The organism is Pseudoalteromonas thalassia, from assembly GCF_049257215.1.
Taxonomy (GTDB): Bacteria; Pseudomonadota; Gammaproteobacteria; order Enterobacterales; family Alteromonadaceae; genus Pseudoalteromonas; species Pseudoalteromonas lipolytica_C.
Window position 1 is genome coordinate 16,310 of sequence record NZ_JBMMUE010000005.1, and the last position, 18,663, is coordinate 34,972.

Sequence of the window (18,663 nt, forward strand, 5' to 3'; positions counted from 1 at the left end):
ACTAAATATAGCCAAGGAATTAAAACCTACGAAGTTTAGTTAGAGTATTTTCTCAAAATAACTAACAATTTATATTAGACTAGTTATAAAGGCAGTGACGAATAAATATGATGATAAATACGTTTTTTATAACCGATCAAAATCCAAGCTTAATTGTTAATGGGATCTACGACCCCACATTAGTGACGCTTTCAATCGCAACAGCTATTTTTGCTGCCTATTTTTCACTTTATATTATAGATTTAGCAAACAAGACTGAGTTTATCTCTTACCAAAGGTTAGGCAGTGCAACGGGCGCATTAGTAATGTCTGGTGGGATATGGAGTATGCATTTTATCGGTATGCTCGCTTTTTCTCTGTGTACGACAGTTAATTACGACCCCACACTCACGTTTTTATCCTTCCTACCGGCATTTTTAGCTTGTTACATATGCTTTTCAATCTTCAGGCGCCATTATATGTCGGGTATTCCGCGTGCAATTAAATTGGCCTTGGGATCAGTTTTACTTGGAGCAGGTATTGGCACAATGCACTATACAGGCATGGCTGCGATGGAGATGAGCCCTCTGCTTCGCTATGACCCTAGCTGGTTTTCAGCCTCCATAATTGTTGCTGTCCTTTTATCTTTTATCGGGTTGTATTCACGTTTTCATTTGAGTGATCACTTCAAGGCACTATCAGCGCTCCAAAATCGCCTTATTTGCGCCATTATATTTGGTTTTGCAGTATCAGGAATGCATTACATGGGTATGGCTGCAACTCGGTTTGTAGCCACATCCCCTCTGCTATCTGAAAATGTCCAAACATCGCAGCTGGTTTTTATTGCAATTAGCGTCTCATTCGCCACCGTATTACTTACCACTCTAGTCGGAATATTTAACGGTATAGTGCGTTTTCGCTTGCTACTCGCTGAAAAGTCTGCAGAAGAATCTCGTCTAGAAGCCATTTTAAGCACTGCTGTTGATGGTATTGTGACTATCAACATCAAAGGAGTGATATTGAGCTTTAATAAAGCAGCAGAGAACATTTTTGGCTGGCAGCAACACGAAGTGTTAGGCAAAAATGTAAAAATACTAATGAATGATGATATTGCAGCTCAACATGATGACTACTTATCAAATAGCAGTAATCATGAAGTTAAAAAAATCATCGGGGTAAACCGAAATGTTTATGCTAAACACAAGCATGGACACTTATTTCCTATCCGGTTAGGGCTTGGCGAAGTAAAACAACCAGACAAAGAGCCACTATTTGTCGGTTTTATTACTGATCTAACAGAACAGCGTGCTTTGCAGCAAAGTCTTGAAGAAAAAGAGAAACAATACCGCACCTTGATGGATAATATGCCGGGTGCTGTATTTCGGTGCCTATTAGACGAAAACTGGAGCATGCTGTTTATTAGCCCCAGCGTTTTAGATTTAACGGGATACAGCCCTGATGAGTTTATTTCAGGTCGAATTAATTTTGAGCAAATCATTCATGGCGATGATAAACAATCTATTAATGAAATTATCTCAAATGCTGCAGTAAACAACACTCAATACGCCGTTGAATATCGCATTCGCCATCGCAACGGTAAGATTATCTGGCTACTAGAGCAAGGATTAGTAAACGAAACTGTCGATACTGATAAAAAGTGCATTGATGGTGTGTTAATCGATATCACGGCTCGTCATGAATATGAAGAATCACTAAAGCAAGCAAAACAAGAAGCTGAGGCTGCGGCTCATGCGAAGCAATCATTTATGGCAAATATGAGTCATGAAATTCGCACACCTATGAATGCTATTATTGGCTTTAGTGATATTTTAATGGATAGCCCATTAAGTAAAGAACAGCAAAAGCATATTATTACCGTTAATAAGTCAGCACGCTCATTACTGCACTTGCTTAATGAAGTATTAGATTCTGCTAAGTTAGAAAAGGGCAAACTCGACATACAACTTGAGCATTTTAATTTACAGACACTGCTCGATAACATCGTTTCTACTTTTTGGCTTGAAGCAAAGCGAAAAAATTTACTGCTTGATCTGAGGATCAACGACGATGTTGCACCTGTTTATATCGGTGATGAAGTTCGTATTCGCCAAGTTATGAATAACTTGCTAGGCAATGCTATCAAGTTTACAGAGCAAGGCTCTGTGACGGTCAGCGTCAGTAAAACGCAAAATAATCAACTCTTCTTTGAAATTAAAGACACAGGTATTGGTATTGCTAAACACCGTTTAAATGCTATTTTTCAACCATTTGAGCAAGCTGATGGCACAATGACTCGACGTTTTGGAGGCACAGGTCTTGGTACGACTATCAGCAAGCAATTAGTTGAATTAATGGGTGGGACTATCAATGTAATTAGCGATGAAGGACAAGGTAGTTGTTTTTATTTCACGCTCCCCTTACAAGAGGGAGATGCAAAACAAGTTGATATTCTTAATCACAGTAAGCTCACCTTACCACCTTTGCGAATTTTAGTTGTTGACGATATTGAGCAAAATATCGAGCTACTTAAAATCTTGTTATCGCAGGCAGGTCATACTATCACAACCGCAAGCAATGGTTTTGAGGCTATTGCAGCGTTCGAAAAGCAAACTTTCGATGTCATTTTAATGGATATTCATATGCCTGAGTGTGATGGTTTAACCGCGTGTAAGAAGATACGGGAATTAGAGCAAATACAACAACTAAAGGTTACGCCAATTATCGCCCTCACCGCAAGCGTTCTTCAACAAGATAAGTTGACCACTAAAGAAGCTGGCATGAATGGCTTTGCGAATAAACCTGTGGACATTAGTCAACTAAATCATGAAATAGCCAAAGTACTTGGTTTAGACATTAGTACTACCCATAATTACTACGAAAGTAATGATAAAAAACACATAAACTACGATAAAGGAGTGTTAATGTGGGGTTCGAAAGAAAAGCTAAATACTGAAATTGGCTTATTCCTAGCTAACCACCAACATAGTATTCTACGACTTAAGGGATCCACACTCAGCGAAGCAGAGCAAAAATCAATTTTACATACCTTAAAAGGTGTTGCAGGGAATTTAGCACTTGCAAAATTATTAGACCTACTGACTTTAGCTGAAAAAGAGCGTGAAAAGGATAGCTTTGCTGCACTGATTGACGAGTGTGAACAAGAATGGCGTATTCTTTACTCTCAGCTTGGGGACCTTAACCAGTCAAAAGTTGATCAACCGCTGGAGCACGCTATTCCCATAGGCGCATTAATAGCTAAAGTTAATAAACTGCTCACGCAAGCTGAACACGCAGAAATAGACGATGAACTATTAAACCTTGTTCAAACAGAGGCCCCAGCGGAGTATAAAGACAGGGTTGTTGAAATTTGTGCGCATTTTGATAATTTTGATTTTGATGCAGCGATGCAGGCTTTAACTGAGTTAAAGCAATGCCTATTAGCTGCTAAGGAACACAAATGACTCCCGTTTCAGAACGTGAAAGAATTCTTGTAGTCGACGACGAACCTGCAAACCTCAAAGTGCTCAGAGAAGTGCTCGCTAAAGATTACCGGCTATCATTTGCTAAGTCTGGAGAGCTTGCATTGCAGCTTGTTGAAAATGAACCACCAAAGCTAATTTTACTGGATATCATGATGCCAGATATGACTGGTTTTGAAGTCTGTAAAGTATTAAAAGCAAACCCCAAAACAGCGCATATTCCAGTCATTTTTGTCACCGCGCTCTCTCATGAGCAAGATGAATCTGAAGGCTTTGCCCTTGGTGCAGTCGATTATATTACCAAACCAATTAGCCCTGCGATCGTAAAGGCTCGTGTAAAAAACCATCTATCGTTAGTTCATGCTGAACAGTTACAACTGGCGCATATTGATTTGATCCAACGCTTAGGCCGCGCCGCAGAATACAAAGACACCGACACTGGCGAGCACATTTCTCGTATGAGCCGTTACAGTAAAATATTAGCACTTGCCTATGGTATGAGTGAGCATGAAGCAGAGCAGCTTAGGCAAGCAGCGCCTATGCATGATATCGGCAAGATAGGAATTCCTGATGCTGTTCTATTAAAACCAGGACGTTTAAATGAGCAAGAGTATGAGCATATGAAACAACATGCTCTCATTGGCGCTAAGATTCTAGAAAACTCAAGTTCGCCATTATTACAGCTTGCTCATAAGCTTGCGCTTGAACACCATGAAAAATGGGATGGTACGGGTTATCCGTATGGTCTTAAAGGCGAAGAGATCAGTATTGAAGGACGTATTGTCACAATTGCAGATGTATTTGATGCATTGACGTCGAAGCGCCCTTACAAAAAAGCCTGGTCAGTTGAAGAAGCCATCGACTTATTGAAAGACGAAGCCGGTAAGCACTTTGACCCACAACTTATCGATTTATTTATCGGTCAAATAGACAGCATCATAGAAATCAAAAACACTTATAGCAACTAATAGTGTATTTAAGGCCTCATTTGAGGCCTTTTTTAATTGCTTCATAATCGTGAGAAGTAATTTCATGGCTGTTACCGGCACAGTCTTTAAAATACATTGAGTAAGTAACACCATGATCTGCAACAACGGTTTTAATATCAAATTGAGCTAGATGCTCAAGCCACGCTAAAAACTGTGCTGCATCTGCGCCAAAGGCAATTCCTTTACTTGTGCCTTCTGCTTCAAATAGCGCCAAACGAATCGTCTTTGCTTGATCTTCTAAAGTTAAAGGGCCTTTTCCTTCATCCCAAAAAGCGAGTTCAGGTACCACACTAAAACCAAGTACTTGTTGATACCACTTTACTACAGCCGCTAAATCATCAACATTTAAGTGGCAGTGATCAACTCCAGATAGTGACGGAATAGCCATGTTACTCCCCTATCTCAGTTTTCAACTGTTCTAAAAATGCGAGCATGTATTCTGTACGTCGTTTAGCCTCATCCTTTGCTGATGGCGTGTTCATACTCTCGCTGATGTGTAACAACTTAATGAAAAAATGATCGAGGGTATATTTTGTATCGTCTGGTTCGCGATTTAAACAAAATGGATCGTCTTTATGATACAGGTAGCGACCAATTGAGCCCCCTACTTTCATGCAGCGGCTTACCCCAATTGCGCCTAATGCATCCATTCGATCAGCATCTTGCACTATTTGCGCTTCGACGCTTTGTACTTTGATATTGGCACTAAAACTATGTGCCGCAATAGCATGATGAATTGCGCTAAAATACTGCTCAGGATAATGAATTGAGGCTAAAAAACTCAACGCTTTGTCTGCGGCCATAGTCGATGCTTTTGCACGGTCAGGGTGATTTTTTGCAACCGCAACACAATCATGTAACCAAGCAGCTGGTAACACCACTGCCATTTCTGCCTGCTCGGCAATACATAACTGTTTTGCAACCCTCACAACACGCTCAATATGACTTATATCGTGTGCGACATCGGCATGGAGTAAAGACATAATAAAATCTCGACACTGATTTTCTAAAGCTGCAAAGTCTATTTCTGGCTGCATATACAGGCTATTACCATTAACTAATTGAAATTATGCTTACTTTAGCGTGCTTGCTGGATTTGTTCAAAACATTCATTGTATGTTTGCCAGTGCTTCATTAAACTATGCCCCCTTTTGTTTGACGCGAGAATCCCTATGTCATCTGCTATTTACCTGCAAGCTGGACGTGAAAAATCATTAAAAAGAAAACACCCATGGGTGTTCTCAAAAGCCATTAAGAAAGTAAAAGGTAAGCCAGGACTAGGGGATACTGTCACTATCTATGACAATGACGGTAAGTTTTTAGCCATTGCTGCTTACAGTCCGCAATCGCAAATTCACGCTCGTGTATGGAGTTTTGATCAAAACGAAATCATTGACCAAGCATTCTTTGAAAAACGTTTGCGCCGTGCCTATGCTGCCCGCGAGCAGGTGATCAGCGAAGGCGGTTTAACCGGTTTTCGTTTAAGTGCTGCTGAGTCTGATTACCTTCCTGGTATTACTATCGATAAATTTGATAATGTACTTGTTTGTCAACTACTAAGTGCCGGTGCAGAACGCCATAAAGGTGAAATTGTTGCTGCACTGATGGCTATTTTCCCAGGTTGCGATATTTATGAACGATCAGATGTTGATGTTCGCACTAAAGAAGGCCTTGAGCCAATCAAGGGCCTACTTTGGGGTAAGGAACCAACAGAACCTGTCATCATCGAAGAAAATGGCCTTAAACTCGAAGTAGACATTATTGAAGGCCACAAAACAGGCTTTTATTTAGACCAACGTGATAGTCGTGCTGCTCTTGAGCGCTTTGTTAAAGACAAAACAGTATTAAACTGCTTTAGCTACACAGGTACTTTCTCGCTTTATGCGTTACGTGGTGGCTGTAAGCACGTTACTAACGTAGATGTGTCACAGCCAGCGCTTGATACTGCTAAGCGTAACGTTGAGCACAACAACCTCGATTTATCTAAAGTTGATTTTGTGAAGCAAGATGTCTTTAAGTTATTACGCCAATACCGTGATGAAGGTGTGCAATTTGATACTATCGTTATGGATCCACCAAAATTTGCTGACAACAAAGCGCAATTAACGGGTGCGTGTCGTGGTTATAAAGATATCAATATGATTGCGATGCAAATCTTAAAACCAGGTGGAACCTTACTCACCTTCTCGTGTTCTGGATTAATGGAACAAAATTTATTTCAAAAAGTGGTTGCGGATGCTGCCCTTGATGCAGGTAAAGACTTATTGATCATGGAGCGACTAAACCAAGCTGCCGACCACCCAATTGCTAGCAGCTACCCAGAAGGCTTTTATCTTAAAGGCCTGATCTGTAAAGTTTACTAGTTAAAACTTACAATTTCTAAGCCGGCACTCAAGGAGCCATCTTGCTCCTTGGTTGCTCGCACAACTTTGGCTGTGGCATCAAACGAAGTAATTGCTGTACTTGTAGAAGCAATTAACACTCGATACAAACCACCTATTTCTAATACATCATCAAGCTGCACAGCTAACCCTGTGGCACTTAAATCTGTACAAATTGCAGCAACTTCTTTGCCCTCTCCACCTTCTAGCGGAATTAACTTTGCAGGGGTGTGAATTTGCATACGGCGAAAGTCACGTTTCTCCTCATGAAACATATGGCCTCCTATACCAGTGTTTTTATTTTCTCAATAAGTGTTTTAACAGAAAATGGCTTCACTACATAGGCGTCACATCCGGCATCAAAACCCGCTTTTTTCTCAAGCTCTGTCTCAAGTCCAGACACCATAACCACAGGAATTTTTGCTGTTTCAGGTGTATTTTTTAATAATCGACACGTGTCATAACCATCAAGGCCAGGCATACATACATCCAAAAGGATTGCGTCAGGGGGCTCAGCAATAGCCGATGTTAAGCAAGAGGCCCCTGAATTCGCGTAACTTAGCGAAAACTCATTTCCTAAACTTGCTTTGAGCATCTCATAATTAAAATACTCATCATCAACAATTAAGATAGTTTGTTGAGGCCGATTTATGCTGCGCTCAGGAATAGAAATCGGTCTTTCCTTTTCAATACCCACACTCTCTCCTTTTAGTAGTCATGTATTTGACTCAATTTGATGAGGATTCACCCTCACCATAATACCTTTACATTAATTATAACTCACTTTCTTTAATTGCGTTTAGTACACGCTTTGCAGATACAGGATAGGGTGTCCCCAGTGTTTGTGCAAATAAAGAAACGCGCAACTCCTGTTGCATCCAAAAGATATTTGAAATCTCTTCTGGTACAGGCATCCCCTTTGGAATTTTGTTAGTAAGTTTTTGATATTGCTCGGCCACTTTTTCAAGCTCTAATACACATAAACGATCGCGATTAGGATCAACCGGTAACTTTTCTAAGCGGCGTTCAATAGCTTTTAAGTAACGAATTAAATCCGTCATTTTTGCTGCGCCATGCTGGCTTACAAAGCCTTTGAAAACTAAGCTTTGTAACTGTGATTTAATATCACCGTGCGCCGTAATCATGGTTAAATCAACGCGTCCTTTCATACGTTTATTTAAGCCATGAGCTATACTCAGCACTTGTTCTACTTGGGTGGCAATCTCAACAACTGTGTCACCAAGCTCGCCGCGAATTTGCTCTTTGGCCTTTTCAAATGCCTCTGCAGTGCGGATGTTGCCATATTTAGTTAATAGGCTATCGACGGCTGCTGCGATACAGTCATCAATTAAGTCATTCACCTTACCAAACGGATTAAAGTACAAACCTAATTTAGATTTGTTCGGTAAGTTTTGCTGTAAATATTTAATCGGTGATGGCACGTTTAATAATACCAAGCGGCGTAAACCTTGTTGGTGCGCCTGCTGTGCTTTGTGTTCATTATCAAATAGCTCAACTGCTGCTGAATCTTTTTTATCCACCAGCGCCGGAAATGCTTTAATTTCGTATTGACCTTGCTTTTTCACGTAAGAGCTTGGTAACTCACCAAAACTCCACTCGGTCAAATCAGCTTTCTCTATACCCTTGTCAGCTACTTTAGATAAAGTATCCGTCACTTTACCTTGCAACTGAGCTTTAAGCTTAGTCAGATTTAAACCGCGAGCAAGTAACTTATCGTTTTCATCACGTACTTCAAACTGTAAGCGTAAATGCGGAGCAAGGGTTGATAAATCCCATGCATCAGGCTCAACACGCACCCCAGTCATACGCAATAAACGCGTGCTAATTGCATCAATTAAGTTACCTTGCATTGGCTCGATTGCAGCGAGTACCGCATCGGCATAGTTTGGTGCAGGCACGAAATTACGACGAATTGTTTTTGGTAGTGATTTGATCAGCGCACAAATTAACTCATGTCGAAATGCTGGAATATGCCAATCAAAGCCAGTTTCTTGTACTTGGTTTAACAGTGCCACCGGAATTTGTACCGCCACACCATCAACGGCTTGCCCCGGATCAAAATGATAAGCCAGTGGTAATAATAAGTTTTCTTGCTGCCAAGTATCAGGGTAATCAAACTCGGTGACATGATCGGCACCATGCTGCATTAACTCTTCTCGAGACATATGCAAAAAGCGCTTATCTTTTTGCTTTTGCCCTTTCCACCACTTATTAAACGCGGCACGATTATTTACATCTTGCGGAATTTTCTTGTCGTAAAATTCAAATAAGGTTTGTTCATCAACCAAGATATCACGGCGACGTGATTTATTTTCAAGAACTTGAATATCTTCAATTAATTCTTGGTTATATTGTAAGAAACCTTCATTTTGACCCAGTTCTTGCTCTACCAAGGCGGTGCGAATAAATAACTCGCGACTTACTTTCGGATCAATATTGCTATACACACAACGGCGCTTATTAACGATTAATAGGCCATACAAGGTTTGCTGTTCAAACGCGATAACTGCACCCGGCTTTTTCTCCCAGTGCGGTTCACTGTAGCTGCGTTTCACTAAATGCTGTGCAAAGCCTTCCACCCATTTCAAGTCTATACGCGCGTTGATGCGAGCATAAAGCTTACTGGTTTCGACAAGCTCCGCCGCCATAATCCATTTTGGGCTCTTTTTAAATAATCCAGAACCTGGGAAAATATGAAACTGGCTATTACGGGCGCCTTTATAGATTTGTTTTTCATCTTTAAAACCAATATGACTTAACATACCGCTCAATAAAGATTGATGGATTCGGTCACTATCAGCAACATTAGTGGTGGCCTTCATGCCCATTTCATTGCACACCGTTGATAGCTGATAAACAATATCTTGCCATTCACGGATACGCATATAGGCTAAAAAGTCCTTTTGGCATAACTTTCTAAACTGGCTATTGCTCAATTCAGATTGCTGCTCTTCAAGGTAATTCCAGAGATTTAAAAAGGCGATAAAATCTGAATCTGGGTCGTCAAAGCGGCCATGCTTTTCATCCGCTGCGCCGCGTTTTTCTTGTGGTCGCTCTCTTGGATCTTGAATCGACAATGCTGCAACAATAATAATCACTTCACGCAGTGCGCCTAAGCCATCAGCCGTGAGCACCATTTTTGCTAGGCGCGGGTCAACAGGTAAGCGACTTAAACTTCTGCCTGATTTAGTGAGTTCCGTCTTTTTATGACGTTTAGCAGGCTTAATTGCTTCGAGTTCTTCAAGTAGCGTTAAACCATCGTTGATATTGCGACTATCTGGCGCTTGCACAAACGGGAACTGCTGCATATCGCCAAGTCCCAAGCCGAGCATTTGCAAAATAACAGAAGCTAAGTTGGTGCGTAAAATTTCAGGATCGGTAAACTCTGGTCGCGAATTAAAGTCTTCTTCACTGTATAAACGAATACAGATACCCGCTTCAATACGACCACAGCGACCTTTACGCTGATTGGCACTGGCTTGTGAAATTGGCTCAATCGGTAATCGTTGAACCTTTGTTCGATAGCTGTAGCGGCTAATACGCGCGGTACCTGGGTCGATAACATAGCGAATACCCGGCACCGTTAATGACGTTTCAGCAACGTTGGTGGCTAAAATAATATGACGGCGACTGTGCGGCGCAAAAATTCGGTTTTGTTCAGCGTTTGATAAACGCGAATATAGCGGTAAAACATCCGTGCCTTTGAGGTTTCGCTTCGATAACGCATCGGCGGTATCGCGAATTTCTCGTTCACCATTCATGAAAATCAGAATATCGCCGGGGCCTTCATCGCAAAGCTCATCGACTGCATCAAAAATTCCCTGTAGTTGGTCACCATCTGCTTCCATGTCGTCTTTATTGATTTCAGTGGTTGGTCTGTAACGAACCTCTACGGGGAATGTACGACCAGATACTTCAATGATTGGCGCATTATCAAAATGTTTAGAAAAACGCTCAGGGTCAATTGTTGCTGAGGTGATAATAACTTTTAAGTCAGGGCGTTTTGGCAGTAAATTTTTTAAATAGCCTAAGATGAAATCGATATTTAGGCTGCGTTCGTGGGCCTCATCGATGATGATGGTATCGTATTGATTTAGGTACCTATCTTGTTGAATTTCAGCCAGCAGAATACCGTCTGTCATCAATTTAATGTAACTATTGTCAGAAACTTGGTCGCTAAAGCGAATTTTAAAGCCCACTTGTTGGCCTAGCTCGCATTGCATTTCTTCTGCAATACGATTCGCGACACTTCGAGCCGCGAGTCGACGAGGTTGAGTATGACCAATGTATCCGTCAACACCTCGGCCAAGCTCTAAACACATTTTTGGGATCTGCGTCGTTTTACCTGAGCCTGTTTCACCGGCGATGATCACCACTTGGTTATTGGCGATCGCCTGTTTAATGTCATCTTTCTTTTGACTAACAGGAAGTTGCTCTGGGTAGGTCACTTTAGGCAAGGCAGCCAAACGTTGCTCGCGCAATTGCTGAGAACGGCTAATATCTTCAGCTATTTTTTGCGCTATGCTCGCTTGCTTAGTTTCATCGTTGATTTTTTTTATGCCATGTAGGCGTTTTTTGAAGATGAATTGATCTTTGCGTAAACACGTTTTTAATTCGCCGAACAGCGGACCTAGGTTAACCACCCGATACCCTTATATTTCTTAACCAATAGACTGATATTGTATCAAATAATCTATCAGGTGGTCATGGCTTTATTTATGCCAATTCGCTTAATTAAGTGAACAGTTTTGAGGCAATAAAATCTCGTTGATAACAAGGCAAAAATTACGTTATTTAGTTGTTCTCGGCAATTGCTCCTGCATTGCTCTACCTCCTGCATCCATGCAGTCGTAAATGAGAGATTTTTAACGCAGTTAGCGACAGATTTAATCCCTAAAAAATGATTAAGTATTATTGCGAGTTGGCATAATCCTCTCGGTTGGAATTGGCATGGCACAAACGTCGATGTAATCAGGGCTTTCAACAAACCATGCTTCTACGCGATTTTTACGCGCTTCAATAAGGGCTTTAAACGCATTTGAGTCTGTTTTCATCACCCGAAATTCACTGTTATCTGTGTCTTTGATATCTGCTAATACTTGCATATCTGTGATGGGGTTAAATGTCTGACCATCAGTGGCTTTACGCTGCAAGAGATTAAAGTGTTCCATGCCTTCTAAAACACGACCAAACACAGTGATATTACGGTCTAAATAGCGTTGGCTATTGCCGATGGTTATATAAAATTCGGTACCACCGGAATTGATATCATTACCGCGGGCCATGGCAAAAATTCCTGGGCAATGTACTTGCCATGTTTCGGTTTGGCTTTGGTTTTGTGCCACAGCAAAGCCATTTAAAAAGCCCGTTTTAGCAGCATAGCCATCAGGCCCTTTAAGCTCTGTAATCGCTAAAGGAGTCTTGGTGCGTAGATAAAACTCAGCGGGTAACCCTTTTTTGGCATTTTTAACAGGTTTACTTTCGCTGGCATCCCCGCCCTGCGCAACAAATCCTTCAACAAAGCGATACATACTCAGGCCTTGATAAAACCCTTCTTTGGCAAGCTGTCGCATGTTATTTGCGTGAATGGGCGCTAGTTTATCGTTTAATTCGATATAAGCAGCGCCTGTAGGTAAGGTTAATTTAATAACGTTTTCGGCACTGACTTTTCGCCACTCACTGCTACTTGCGGTTTTAATGATTTCGCTAGCAGAACGTTTTTGGCTTTTTTCTTTTGCAGCAATTGGTGCAGCTAATACTACGCCAAGGCACAGAGTTAATAGACTTAATTTCATTGTTATTATCTTTTTAAGTAATTGACAATTCAGCCTATTAACTTATGCCTTAATAAGCAAGTAAAAGCGATTTATGGTGCCAAGTAGATGTATTAGTCCCAATCAAATTTATAAAGAATATCAACATTTCGATTCAAGCCACTGGTGACCTCGATATACAATTGCGACAGCAATTGATAGCGTACCGCCACTTCACTTAATGAATCAAAAATGCCGACACTGTATTTCACTTGAATACCCGGTGTGACGTAACCAGATATTTCAACTTTGGTGTCGTCCCCGCTGCCGCTGGAGCTTAAGCTTACATCAGACAAACCAAAGCTTTCACCGATTTTGGATACCACACCTTCACTGCGATTTACACCTTGGGCAAGCAGTAATTGGGTGAGCATCGCATCGGTTGAGCTATCTCCTTCATCAAGAGGTTGCCCGTTTAATAAATAAGCCAATGCTTGGGCTTGGTCCATCGCAGGCTCTGAGAACACTTTTAATGAAGGTTGTTCGACATTACCAGTTAACGTAATACCTGCAATCACGCCATTAGATGTGTTATCCGGATTACGAATTGCCTTAATGTTTAGGTACGGTTTATCAATAGAGCCGCTAAAGCCCACCTGACCGGTGCGAATTTGCAAGTCTTGCCCAAAGGCACGATAGGTACCTTGAACAAGGTTCAATTCACCCGTTGCTATCATCGGTGTAACTTGGTCCATGCTGATGTTAATGTCACCTTCAACTTTAGACTGTAAGCCAAACGAATCAATGCGCACATCATTCTCAACCAACACCTTTAGGTTTATGGCATAGTCAAAGGGGACTTTTTCTGATTGTTGCTGCTCAATATCAACAATGACTTCATCATCGCTGACTTGTACAGCGCCTTCTGGCAGCTCTTCAATGGCAATACGACCCCATGGCACTACAACTTGGCCATCAAGATTAAACGCATTATTCTTCAACGACATAGTTAAATCTGGCGATACTTTAAAGGTGACATCTTGCTGGGCACGCACAAAAAACTCCTTACCGTTTAATTTCACGTCAACGTCAGGTAAATCTTGCTGCCAATCAACACCACCAGATAAATTAAGCGCGCCCCCTTCGGTATCTTTAAGCTCACCTGTCAGCTTCGCACTTTGGTTATTAAAGGCAATGTTCACATAAGAGTTTTGCAGCGATACAGGCAGGTTTGCCCCTTCAAGGTTGATTTTTTCGACATCAAAATCACCATTGAGTAATGGTTCTTTTAAAGTACCTGCGATTGCTAATCGACCTTTAATGTCGCCTGTTAATTGCTCAAGTGAAGCAATAAAAGGTCGTAAGTTTGTTAACTCAATTTTCTCAATAACCAAGTCGCCCGCTAAGGTCTGTTGATTTTGAATATCATCAATGTTGAGCTCTGACGTTACTTTACCTAACACTGATGAATCAATAGTGGCATTAAGTTTACCAACTTGTGCATCGCTCATTGCCGATATATCTAAAACCTCAACCGGTAACTTGTAGACACTTGCACCATCGATTAAGGATGCTTCAAGCTGCTGAGTTTTGATATTGGCACGAATGGTTTTTAGTGCGCCATTATTCCAGTTGGCAACAAACTCCCCGCTTGCATCCCCTGTTACTTTCAAGTTATCTGGTAAGAAGTGTTTAAATTCAGCAATCGATAACGCTGCAAGCTGTGCATTTAACTGGCCTAACTGCTTAGTTTGCTGCAAAGTCTCAAAGCAAAGTTTTGAGTTATCACTTTGCCAGCAATGCGCAGTGACATTAAAGTCAAATGTCTTGGTATTAACTTGAATATTAACTGGTTTATTAGTGCCAAAGCGCACCTGATTATCGGTAACAAGAATTTGGCTCAGCGCACCTTGCCAGGTTTCTTTATTAAATTTACCGTCAATATCAAATGACGCCTTGCCTTGGTCTGCATCGAGTAAAAAAGTTAAATGGTGATCTGTTTTATCGCCGCTGGCGTCTAACTCAATTTGATTAATTTTGTGTTCGCTAATCGATGCAGAATCAAGCACCAATGACACATCCGTTTGCCAGTCTGCAGCGTAATCAAATTGCCCTTTTAATGTTAAACCATCAACCTGAATATCTTGATAGCTCAATGTATTAAGAACTAAATTTAAATCAACCGTTGGCGCAAGACGCTCACCACGCAAACTCAAATCAGCAAAGCCCTTGCCTTGCATAGGCAAGATATCCTGACCACTTGCATCTAAACGCAATTTGCCGTCAACTTGCCATACATCATCTACCTGACCCGATAAAGCAATTTCATTTTTACCGCTTTTCACTTCTAGTTTATTGAAACTCGCATGCAAGCTGCTATCAAGTTCAAAGTCCGACAGCAAGGTCACAGGTACTTCATTCACAGAGCCATTTAATTGCGTATTATCTAAGGCAAGCTGCCACTCACTTGCTTGTAAGTTAAATGAACCATTAAATTCACCAGATAAATCACTGGTTAGTGCATCCGTTAAATATTGGGCTTTTAAGTGGCTTAAAACCCCTTTAAATTGACTTTTTATGCCATTTGACCAATCAACTGATGCGGTAATTTCTGCTTTACTGTCGTTAGTATTAAGGCTTAACTGCTCAAGTTTTGCGTTTGTTAAACTACCTTGTAATTGCGATTTCACAGTCATTGCCGGTAATGCATCTAACTGCGTTACTAGGCTCAAATCAACAGCATAAGCATCGGCATGGCCTTTCGCTTTTAAATCAAAGTCCGATAATTGCAGCTGTTGTGTATCTATTGCTATTTGCCACTTTGCTATTTGACCAGTTAAATCAAATGGGTAATTTGTTTGTTTTAGGTTCACAGCCCCTTTTAACTCTGCTGGGTATGCTCCCTGTGTAACTAGGTCTAACTTTAAATCCTCAAGCGGCCCTGAAACTAATAACTTAGCTTGATGCTCATTGCTATTTAGAGACACAGCCCCCTCAACTGTATTTTTACCCGCAAGCGCTGCCGTTAAATTGGTGTTCAATTGCCATTGCTGATAACTTGCAGCAAGCTTTTCAAGATTAATATCGCTTCCCTTGGCTGAAGCTACCAATTCAATATTTTCGACAAGCTGAGCCTCTTCTGCGCCATAAGGAGTAACAGCAACTTTACTGATTTGAAGTTGCTTTAACTCAACATTAATCGGTAGCGTAATATCAAGTGCTGGTAATGCTGGAAGCTCTGTTAATGGCGTTGATTTAGGCTGCTCTTTTGCTTCGTGCAGCATTACAGCAACATCAGCAATGGTCAGTGAATCCACTGTAAGATCTGATGCTTCGCCACGACCACTTAAGTTCAATTTATTGACTGTTACATCGGCGCTCGGGTGCGCGAGATTAAAGCGATTAATTGCAACTCGCTTAACAGCTACTTTCATTGGTAAGCTAATTTGTGCGGCTTGTGCAACTTCAAGCTCTGTTTCAGAGCTCTGCTCAGTTGATGCAGCTTGGCTTTTAATATTTAAATCTATCGACTGTGCGCTTAAATTATCAAGACAAATGCCATCACAACGCCACCAGAACAAATCAATTTTTAGCTGCTTTGCATCAAGCTTGATGCCTTGATTTTCAAAATGAACATCAAACGCATCGTTATATAAAAAACGCCCAGATGGCAGCTTTATTGTTAAGCCATCAATTAACTTATTAGCTGTGTATGCAATAAAGTGATTACCGGGTGCGGTGAATAACAAACAAAACACAATGACTAGCAAACTTGCCATCGTGATTGATAGAACCTTGGTTATCTTTTTTAACATCTTCATTAGATTTCAGGCCCTATGGTAATACTTAATCGGGTACTTTTGCTTTCTTTTGTCAGACCCCAAGCATGGTCGATACGCACCGGGCCAACAGGTGTTAAATACCGAAAACCAAAACCGGCACCGACTTCGACGCGGTCACTAAAATCATTAGTCGCAGTACCACTATCGACAAATAAGGCTGCGCGCCAATGCTCAGCAAATTGATAGTTATATTCAACAGTGCCACTCATCAAATATTTACCACCGATCAACCGACCTTCCTTATCTTCTGGGGAAATAGATTCATAGGCAAAACCACGTACACTCTGATCACCACCGGCATAGAAACGCAGTGATAACGGCACATCATTTATATTATCGACCAGCATGGCACCTAGGTTGGCTCTTAAAAACAACATATGGCGATCTGCAAAAGTAGTTAGCCAGGCATTTTGCAGTTGTAAGCGCAAAATGTTGGTTGAAGACATCATATCTTTTAAACCAAATTCGGCCGAAACCATCCATTGGTAACCTTCATAAGGTGTTGTCCCCCCTTCAGTATCTTTTTTCGCATAACTGATGCCGGGCATCAGCATTTTTGCACTTTGCTCCTCATCACCAATACGATAGGTTTCATAATCACGTCTTAAAAAGGCCGTGCGCACCCAATCGTCTTCGGTTAGCCACTGCCTTTGCAATTGTCCGGTTAATATTTTGCTATACAGATCATTGGTTACTCCATCTTCGAGCTTGTAACCCAGAGAAAAACGCCAAAGGTCATCATTAGGATCATCGACCGGTACCGTGTAGCCCAATGATATGTCTTGTTGCTTTTCAGAGACGTTTAAATTGCTTTCTAAGTAGTGGCCATCTTCGGTGATCCAAGGTTTGGTCCATTTAAAACGAACTTTTGGGCCAAAGTCAGTATTGAAACCACCGCCGATTTCATAGCTATTGGCTGGCTTATGTAGTACATCAACATTAACAGGCACTTGATTATCTTTACGTTTTGCAATGTCTGCATACACACGCACGCTGGTAAAATAAGGGGTACTCGATAGCGCTAAGTTGTAATCAGAAACCTCAGTCGCTTTATATGGCTGACCTTGTTTAAACTCCGCCAGCGAACGAATGTATTTTTCAGCGGGAGTCTCACTACCAATGGTGATATCACCAAACTGATAGCGAGGACCGGTATCGACATTAAAAATGACTTTTGCGCTATTATTTTTTAGCGATACGGCCAATTTATGCTCGTGCCACTGCGCATCAAAATAGCCTAACTCTAATAGCTGGCTTTCAATACCTTTTCTAGCAGCCTCATATTTACCGTGATTTAAAAAGTCACCCTGCTTGATTTTGATACTATTGACAGCAGACATAAATTCAGCGTCATCTTTCCCGGCACCAGTGATAGTTACGTTGATATCTGCAATTCGGGTAACAGGGCCTCGTTCAACATCTACAATTAATAGCTGCTGCGCGTTATCGAAACTAATTTTGATGGTCGGTTTGTAATAGCCAAGGGCTTTTAAACTCATTTCTACTTGGCTTTTAGCATGACGCTTTAATGCCTTGGAAGTTTTTTCATCGATAAGTTGTTTTATGTAAAGCTCAACGTTCTTTTCGAGCTCATCACTGATCCCCTGAATTTTATAATCTTTAATAACCGTAGCTGCACTCGATGCATGCTGGCTGTATGAAAAGCAGATAAACAAAAAGACAAAAAAGAAATGCCGAGTATACAAAAAATATCCTTACTTTTTTGGAGGAGTCATAATCTAAAATGAGTACAAAAAGATACTAGCACAGTGCAATAGTCACCGACATAATTGAAATGCTAAAATTAGTAAGCGTTAAACAATTATTTTCGCTACAATAGCGGATAATACCTAGATTTATAATGAATGAGCGACTAAATGCACTTCCCTGATGACGAAAACGGTCAATTATTAGCTGAAATAGCTGAAGCTGGTGTCGATTTAACCAGTATGCAAACCATCGATTTCTATATTCTTTTTGAACAAAAACCTGAAGCAGAAAAATTTGCTGAAGCGATTACAAGTGATGAGCTTGCTCCTTCAACAGAGTTAACCAAATGCCCAGATACAGGGGTGTGGGAAGTAATTACCCGCGTGAAGATGGTGCCAGATCACACTTTACTTAGCCAAACTGAGCAATACTTAGAAAGCATCGCTAATGGCCATAATGGTTATGGTGATGGCTGGGGTTTAATGGCTGAAGAACAATAAGCCTGCCAG

General features: G+C 41.1%; 12 protein-coding genes. 4 read left to right on the top strand and 8 right to left on the bottom strand.

The genetic code is table 11. The annotated features are described in order from the left end of the window. The first annotated feature begins 110 nt into the window (after window positions 1-110). Window positions 111-3,440, top strand: coding sequence for a PAS domain S-box protein (locus AAEU31_RS07830; protein ID WP_421967024.1), 3,330 nt, complete (start codon window positions 111-113; stop codon window positions 3,438-3,440). Beyond that, window positions 3,437-4,426 carry a response regulator gene (locus AAEU31_RS07835; RefSeq protein WP_135925320.1) on the top strand — a complete coding sequence of 330 codons (990 nt, stop codon included), beginning with the start codon at window positions 3,437-3,439 and terminating at the stop codon, window positions 4,424-4,426. The genes AAEU31_RS07830 and AAEU31_RS07835 overlap by 4 nt, the downstream gene beginning before the upstream one ends. A 16-nt stretch (window positions 4,427-4,442) precedes the next feature. On the opposite strand, the gene AAEU31_RS07840 is transcribed toward AAEU31_RS07835, so the two are convergent. Both AAEU31_RS07840 and AAEU31_RS07845 read right to left on the bottom strand, forming a co-directional pair. Further along, a complete protein-coding gene (locus tag AAEU31_RS07840) occupies window positions 4,443-4,835 on the bottom strand; it encodes a VOC family protein (RefSeq protein WP_421966921.1) in 393 nt (130 codons plus the stop codon). 1 nt (window position 4,836) lies between these two features. Beyond that, window positions 4,837-5,484, bottom strand: a complete 648-nt coding sequence (locus tag AAEU31_RS07845) for an HD domain-containing protein (protein ID WP_421966922.1) — start codon at window positions 5,482-5,484, stop codon at window positions 4,837-4,839. Between the two features lie 135 nt (window positions 5,485-5,619). Between AAEU31_RS07845 and AAEU31_RS07850 the strand changes: the two genes are divergently transcribed. Next, complete coding sequence (locus AAEU31_RS07850; RefSeq protein WP_421966923.1) at window positions 5,620-6,810, top strand: class I SAM-dependent methyltransferase; 1,191 nt, start codon at window positions 5,620-5,622, stop codon at window positions 6,808-6,810. Here the strand turns inward: AAEU31_RS07850 and AAEU31_RS07855 are convergent. The 6 genes from AAEU31_RS07855 to AAEU31_RS07880 all read right to left on the bottom strand — a co-directional run bounded on the left by AAEU31_RS07855 (window position 6,807) and on the right by AAEU31_RS07880 (window position 18,150). Continuing rightward, window positions 6,807-7,103, bottom strand: a complete 297-nt coding sequence (locus AAEU31_RS07855) for a PilZ domain-containing protein (RefSeq protein ID WP_421966924.1) — start codon at window positions 7,101-7,103, stop codon at window positions 6,807-6,809. The genes AAEU31_RS07850 and AAEU31_RS07855 overlap by 4 nt on opposite strands. Before the next feature lie 8 nt (window positions 7,104-7,111). Beyond that, window positions 7,112-7,480: a response regulator gene (locus tag AAEU31_RS07860; protein ID WP_421967025.1), complete on the bottom strand. Its 369-nt coding sequence runs from the start codon at window positions 7,478-7,480 to the stop codon at window positions 7,112-7,114. Between the two features lie 121 nt (window positions 7,481-7,601). After that, complete coding sequence (gene hrpA, locus AAEU31_RS07865; RefSeq protein ID WP_421966925.1) at window positions 7,602-11,492, bottom strand: ATP-dependent RNA helicase HrpA; 3,891 nt, start codon at window positions 11,490-11,492, stop codon at window positions 7,602-7,604. A 261-nt stretch (window positions 11,493-11,753) separates the two neighbouring features. Continuing rightward, the gene (locus AAEU31_RS07870) at window positions 11,754-12,644 is read right to left on the bottom strand and encodes a peptidylprolyl isomerase (protein ID WP_421966926.1); all 891 of its coding nucleotides are present in this window, start codon (window positions 12,642-12,644) and stop codon (window positions 11,754-11,756) included. A gap of 92 nt (window positions 12,645-12,736) precedes the next feature. After that, window positions 12,737-16,423, bottom strand: coding sequence for an autotransporter assembly complex protein TamB (gene tamB / locus AAEU31_RS07875; RefSeq protein WP_421966927.1), 3,687 nt, complete (start codon window positions 16,421-16,423; stop codon window positions 12,737-12,739). Further along, a complete protein-coding gene (locus AAEU31_RS07880) occupies window positions 16,423-18,150 on the bottom strand; it encodes an autotransporter assembly complex protein TamA (RefSeq protein ID WP_421966928.1) in 1,728 nt (575 codons plus the stop codon). Before AAEU31_RS07880 ends, tamB begins: the two co-directional genes overlap by 1 nt. A 171-nt stretch (window positions 18,151-18,321) precedes the next feature. Here AAEU31_RS07880 and AAEU31_RS07885 point away from each other — a divergent pair, with 171 nt between their 5' ends. Next, complete coding sequence (locus tag AAEU31_RS07885) at window positions 18,322-18,654, top strand: ribonuclease E inhibitor RraB (protein WP_135925338.1); 333 nt, start codon at window positions 18,322-18,324, stop codon at window positions 18,652-18,654. Window positions 18,655-18,663: the final 9 nt, after the last annotated feature.

Coding starts and splice junctions, on each gene's coding strand:
- AAEU31_RS07830 (WP_421967024.1), top strand. CDS start 111: ATGATAAATACGTTTTTTATAACCGATCAAAATCCAAGCTTAATTGTT.
- AAEU31_RS07835 (WP_135925320.1), top strand. CDS start 3,437: ATGACTCCCGTTTCAGAACGTGAAAGAATTCTTGTAGTCGACGACGAA.
- AAEU31_RS07840 (WP_421966921.1), bottom strand. CDS start 4,835: ATGGCTATTCCGTCACTATCTGGAGTTGATCACTGCCACTTAAATGTT.
- AAEU31_RS07845 (WP_421966922.1), bottom strand. CDS start 5,484: ATGCAGCCAGAAATAGACTTTGCAGCTTTAGAAAATCAGTGTCGAGAT.
- AAEU31_RS07850 (WP_421966923.1), top strand. CDS start 5,620: ATGTCATCTGCTATTTACCTGCAAGCTGGACGTGAAAAATCATTAAAA.
- AAEU31_RS07855 (WP_421966924.1), bottom strand. CDS start 7,103: ATGTTTCATGAGGAGAAACGTGACTTTCGCCGTATGCAAATTCACACC.
- AAEU31_RS07870 (WP_421966926.1), bottom strand. CDS start 12,644: ATGAAATTAAGTCTATTAACTCTGTGCCTTGGCGTAGTATTAGCTGCA.
- tamB (WP_421966927.1), bottom strand. CDS start 16,423: ATGAAGATGTTAAAAAAGATAACCAAGGTTCTATCAATCACGATGGCA.
- AAEU31_RS07885 (WP_135925338.1), top strand. CDS start 18,322: ATGCACTTCCCTGATGACGAAAACGGTCAATTATTAGCTGAAATAGCT.